The organism is Mesorhizobium sp. M7A.F.Ca.CA.002.04.1.1 (assembly GCF_004022805.1).
Classification (GTDB): domain Bacteria; phylum Pseudomonadota; class Alphaproteobacteria; order Rhizobiales; family Rhizobiaceae; genus Mesorhizobium; species Mesorhizobium ciceri.
Map to the genome: position 1 here is coordinate 1 of NZ_RZPL01000434.1, position 4882 is coordinate 4882.

General features: G+C 61.8%; 7 protein-coding genes. All 7 read right to left on the bottom strand.

The window, feature by feature from the left end; genetic code table 11:
* Positions 1-285 (bottom strand): SRPBCC domain-containing protein (locus ENZ75_RS20965; protein WP_206617074.1); only part of this gene is annotated, 285 nt, incomplete at its 3' end.
* Positions 282-602 (bottom strand): metalloregulator ArsR/SmtB family transcription factor, encoded by a 321-nt coding sequence (locus tag ENZ75_RS20970; protein WP_013528592.1) that lies wholly within the window; start codon positions 600-602, stop codon positions 282-284. The genes ENZ75_RS20970 and ENZ75_RS20965, both read right to left, overlap by 4 nt.
* Before the next feature lie 245 nt (positions 603-847).
* Positions 848-1135, bottom strand: coding sequence for a DUF1330 domain-containing protein (locus ENZ75_RS20975; RefSeq protein WP_063169675.1), 288 nt, complete (start codon positions 1133-1135; stop codon positions 848-850).
* Positions 1136-1167: 32 nt separating this feature from the next.
* Entirely contained in the window at positions 1168-1866 is a 699-nt protein-coding gene (pyrF, locus tag ENZ75_RS20980; RefSeq protein ID WP_128278284.1) for an orotidine-5'-phosphate decarboxylase, read from the bottom strand.
* The gene (locus ENZ75_RS20985) at positions 1863-2459 is read right to left on the bottom strand and encodes an NADPH-dependent FMN reductase (RefSeq protein ID WP_063169676.1); all 597 of its coding nucleotides are present in this window, start codon (positions 2457-2459) and stop codon (positions 1863-1865) included. Before ENZ75_RS20985 ends, pyrF begins: the two co-directional genes overlap by 4 nt.
* Positions 2460-2623: 164 nt before the next feature.
* Positions 2624-3229: a phospholipid N-methyltransferase PmtA gene (gene pmtA, locus ENZ75_RS20990; RefSeq protein ID WP_013528588.1), complete on the bottom strand. Its 606-nt coding sequence runs from the start codon at positions 3227-3229 to the stop codon at positions 2624-2626.
* Between the two features lie 167 nt (positions 3230-3396).
* Positions 3397-4527, bottom strand: a complete 1131-nt coding sequence (dnaJ, locus tag ENZ75_RS20995; RefSeq protein ID WP_013528587.1) for a molecular chaperone DnaJ — start codon at positions 4525-4527, stop codon at positions 3397-3399.
* Positions 4528-4882: the final 355 nt, after the last annotated feature.

Sequence of the window (4882 nt, forward strand, 5' to 3'; positions counted from 1 at the left end):
CACCCGGCTGGTTTTCGACGGATCGTCGGCCTGCGAAGCGTTCGCCCAGGTGATGACGAGGCGGGTCGGCGGCGAAATCTCGACGACCTTGCCGACGAGTTCGACGGTCCGTTCGTCATTGGCGCGGATGTGTTCCCATTTCGAGCCCGGCGTCCATTCGGAGACGTTCTCGTGGCCCCAGTAGCGCTTTGCGATCTCGGGCTTGATTATCGCCTCGAACACCTTCTGCGGCGTCGAGCGGATATAGGTCACGTAGACAAAGCTCGTGGTCTCTCTGGTGGTCATTGGTCTTCTCCTTCGAGTTCCTGCTTCAGGTCGTGCAGCAGGCTGAGCCGCTGCCGTTCGAATTTCCGTACCCAGCGCTCGTAGACTTCGTGCAGCGGCACGGGATTGATGAAATGTAGTTTTTCGCGGCCGCGCTTGACCGTGCTCACCAGGTTGGCCGCCTCCAGCAGGTCGAGGTGCTGGGTGGCGGATTGCCTGGCCATGTCCAGATGATCGCAAAGCTGACCGAGCGTCTGCCCGTTCTGCTCGCACAGAAGGTCAAGCAGCCTTCTGCGTGTCGGGTCGCCCAGCGCTTTGAAAACCTTGTCGGCGTCCATCTGCCTCACTCTGTTGTAAGGCATAATATGCAGGTAAATACCTGCATGTCAACCGGCAATCCGACCGGCGTTGAATGACCGCTCGTCGGCACGGCTCCGCACCTGGCAACTGCGCCAGGCAGATCACCGTGAAATCGCGGAGCAAAGATATGTAAAATGAGCCTGCGGGGCTTCAAACGCCGCCAGGCTCTATCCGATTTTGAGCACGTCTCCGGCTAAAACCGGAACTATGCTTGCAGGGGACCTCAGGCGCCCTCGACCAGGACAATTTCGCCGTCGGCGACCTTCTGGCGAATGGCGGCGGCGCGCTGGTATTCCGGCGAATGGTAGCAATCGTGTGCGGCAGCCAGCGATTCGAACTCGATAATGACATTGCGTGCGCGGCCGGGGCCTTCGGCCTTTTCGTACTCGCCGCCGCGCGCCAGGAACTTCGCCCCGAAGCGCTCGAAGGCAGGTTTGGCGGCGGCGACATAGTCCTTGTAGCCTTCCGCGTCGCGCACATCGACACGAGCGATCCAATATCCTTTGGGCATTTTCTTGGTCTCCGAACTTGTTCCTGGAAATCTCAGGCCGAGCGCATCTCGTCGAGGATGGCTTCGGCCGCTTCCCGTTTGTTGGCCGCAGCAATGATCGGACGGCCGACGACGAGGTGGCTGGCGCCGTTGCGAATCGCCTGGCCCGGCGCCACCACACGCTCCTGGTCGCCATGGTCGCTGCCCGCCGGCCGGATGCCGGGCGTCACCACCGCCATGTCGGGTCCCACGATCCGGCGCACCGCCTCGGCCTCCGCGGCCGAGCAGACGATGCCGCCCATGCCGGCATGCAGCGCCTGTTCCGAGCGCCTAAGCACCAGCGTATGCGGATCGTACTCATAGCCGACGTCGATCATGTCCTGCTCGTCCATCGAGGTCAGAACGCTGACGGCAAGCAGGCAAAGGTCGCTGCCTCTGGCCGCCTCTACGGCGGCCTGCATAGCCTTGGGATAGGCGTGAATGGTCAGCATGGTCACGCCCATCTTGACGATGTTCTCGACACCCTTGGCCACCGTGTGGTCGATGTCGAGCAGCTTCATGTCTAGGAAGACGTTGGTGCCGCCGCTGGCCAGCTCCCTGGCGAAGTCGAGCCCGCCGGCGAAGGCAAGCTGGTAGCCGATCTTGTAGAAGGAGACGATGCCGTCGAGTTCGCGCACTGCCTGCTCGGCTTGCTTCACTGTCGGCACGTCGAGGCCGACGATGAGCCGGTCGCGCATGCTATTGGCGATCATGCCTCGATCCGGGTGGACAGCAGGCGCGAGGTCTCGATCAGCGTGCGGCATAGGTGCTCCATCGATTTGTGCAGTCTTTCGTCACGGAAATTTCCATCCTCGTCGAAGGCGTCACCGCCGTCGGGCACCGAGCATTCCGGCGTCACCACCTCCATCTGGCAACGCACCAGCACCGCGCGCAGATGGTTGATGCAGCGGATACCGGCAAAGTGCCCGTTGGAGGACGAGCAAAGGCCAACGACCTTGCCGGCCAGCGGCCTGACTGGCCGGCCACCATCCCTGCGCACCCGGCTCACCCAGTCGATCGTGTTCTTGAGCAGCGGCGGAATGGAGCCGTTATATTCGGGCGTGGCGATCAGCAGCCCGTCATGGGCCATGATGAGACGGCCGAGTTTCTGGGCGTTTTCGGGAACGCCTTTTTCCTTTTCCAGGTCTTCGTCCATGATCGGCAGGGGGTATTCGGCGAGCGAGATGCGGGTCACCTCGGCACCTTGCATGGCGAGTTCCTTTTGCGCCACGTCGGCGGCCCTGCCGCTATAGGCGCCGCTGCGCACCGAGCCGGCGAAGACGAGGATTTTCGGGATCACTGCCATTGGCCACCCTTGTTCCCGGACAGGTACAGCCAAGGACGGCTCAAATCAACGGCTGGATAGGATAGGGGAATAGGGCAGTAGGGAATATGGGAGTAGAAAATAGCCTGGAAATGGAACCCTTCATCCCTACTCCCTTACTCCCCTATTGCCTTATTCCCTTCTCACTAGTGCGCTTCGCGGCGATAGATCCACAGCTGCGTCGGCGGAATGTTGCGGAGGATGAAATCGAAATGTTTGACCGTATAATTGCCGCGGCCGGGTGGGATCGGCGACATCGGGCCATAGGTCAACTGCACGATCGGCCGTCCGGCCGGGATGCGGTCGAGCAGGCTCTCGATATAGGCGATGCGCTGGGCGACCGGAAAGTTGAGCAGCGGCACGCCCGAAACGACGGAATCGAAGATCATCCCGCTCTTGTCGCCAAGCGTGGCGTTGAGGTTGAAGGCGTCGCCCTCGATGACGTTGACGCCGGGATAGAGCCGCCGCAGGTGACGAACGAAATCCGTGGAATATTCGACAGCGTAGAGGTTTTCGGGGCGTACGCCCTGGGCGAGGATGGCGCGGGTGATGACGCCGGTACCGGGACCGACCTCGAGCACTGGCAGGCCGGATTTAGGATTGACGATCGAGGCCATCTTGCGCGCGGTGATCGAACTGGTCGGCACGATCGAGCCAACCGTCTTCGGCTTGTCGATCCAGCCCTTGAAGAATTTGAGTTCGTCGTCGAACTTTTCGACAAGCGCCTTCCGCAGTCCAGGGCCACGTGTCATGCAAGCTCTCCTCAGCGCTCCCCGCAAAGTTACTTAGCACCTGAGCGGTGCTAGGCAAGGCGCGGCCGGACGCATGTCGTGGATAAGATAATTTTCGTCGCGTCTCAAGGGGTGACGCGATTCAAGGATTTACGCGTGGCAAATCGGCTTACGCGGGCCAAAGTGCATCAACGCTCGCCGAAAGACTCGAAGAAATCCTTCATACGGGCGAAAAAGCCGCTCGATTGAGGCGAATTGTCCTGCGAGGAGAGCTGTTCGAACTCCTCCAGAAGTTCGCGCTGGCGCCGGGTCAGGTTCTGCGGCGTCTCGACCGCGGTCTGGATGTAGAGGTCGCCGACATTGGGCTGGCGCAGCACAGGCATGCCCTTGCCCTTGAGGCGGAACTGGCGCCCGTTCTGTGTGCCTTCGGTCACCTTGACCTTGGTCTGCGTGCCGTCCAGCGTCGTCACCTCGAAGGAGCCGCCAAGGGCTGCCGTCGTCATCGAGATCGGCACCTTGCAATAGAGATCGGCGCCGTCGCGCTGGAAGAACTCGTGCGGTTTGACCGCCAGGAAAATATAGAGGTCGCCCGAGGGCCCGCCGCGCAGGCCGGCTTCGCCCTCATTGGCAAGGCGGATGCGGGTGCCGTCCTCGATGCCGGCCGGGATGTTGACCGACAGCGAACGCTCCTCGGTGACGCGGCCCTGGCCGGCGCATTTCGGGCACGGATCCTTGATCGTCTGGCCGCGCCCCTGGCATTGCGGGCAGGTCCGCTCGATCGAGAAGAAACCTTGCGTGGCGCGCACCTTGCCGTGGCCGTTGCACATCGAGCAGGTGACGGGCTGGGTGCCGGGCTTGGCGCCGCTGCCCGAACATTCAGAGCACGAGATCGACGCCGGCACCCGGATCTGTGCGGTCTTGCCGGCAAAAGCCTCTTCCAGGGTGATTTCCATGTTGTAGCGCAGGTCGGCGCCGCGCTCGCGGCCGCCCGACGAGCGGCGCTGGCGCCCGCCCATCATGTCGCCGAAAATGTCCTCGAAAATGTCGGCGAAGCCGCCGGCGCCAAAGCCCTGGGCCCCGCCATTCATGCCGCCCTGTTCGAAGGCGGCGTGGCCGAAGCGGTCATAGGCCGCGCGCTTCTGCGGGTCTTTCAGCGTCTCGTAGGCTTCGTTGATTTCCTTGAACTTGTGCTCGCAGGAATGGTCGCCGGGGTTGCGATCGGGATGGAACTGCATGGCGAGCTTGCGGAAAGCGCTCTTGAGCTCCTTCTCATCGGCGCCTTTTTGCACGCCCAGCGTCTCGTAGAAATCAGCTTTCATTTTTTCCCGCTGTCCGGATGCTCAACGTCTTGAAGCATTGTTGCGTCTCTTGCCGGCACTGACGCTTCGATTTAGGTGCGATGGAAGGGGGATGCCAGTGTCGACGCGGCTTTGCCTGCATTTTTTCAGCAAGGCCCGCTGTTTTTCTGCAAGGGGTTGCAAAAAAGCCCGGCCTTCGCCGGGCTTTTCGCTTTATCTTGCCGTCAAACGGTTCAGGCCGACTTCTTCTTGTCGTCGTCCTCGTCGATTTCCTCGAAATCGGCGTCGACAACGTCACTGTCCTTGGCGGCGTCCGCCTTGGCGTCGGCTTCCGCCGCTTCCTTCTGCGAAGCCTCGTACATGGCCTGGCCAAGCT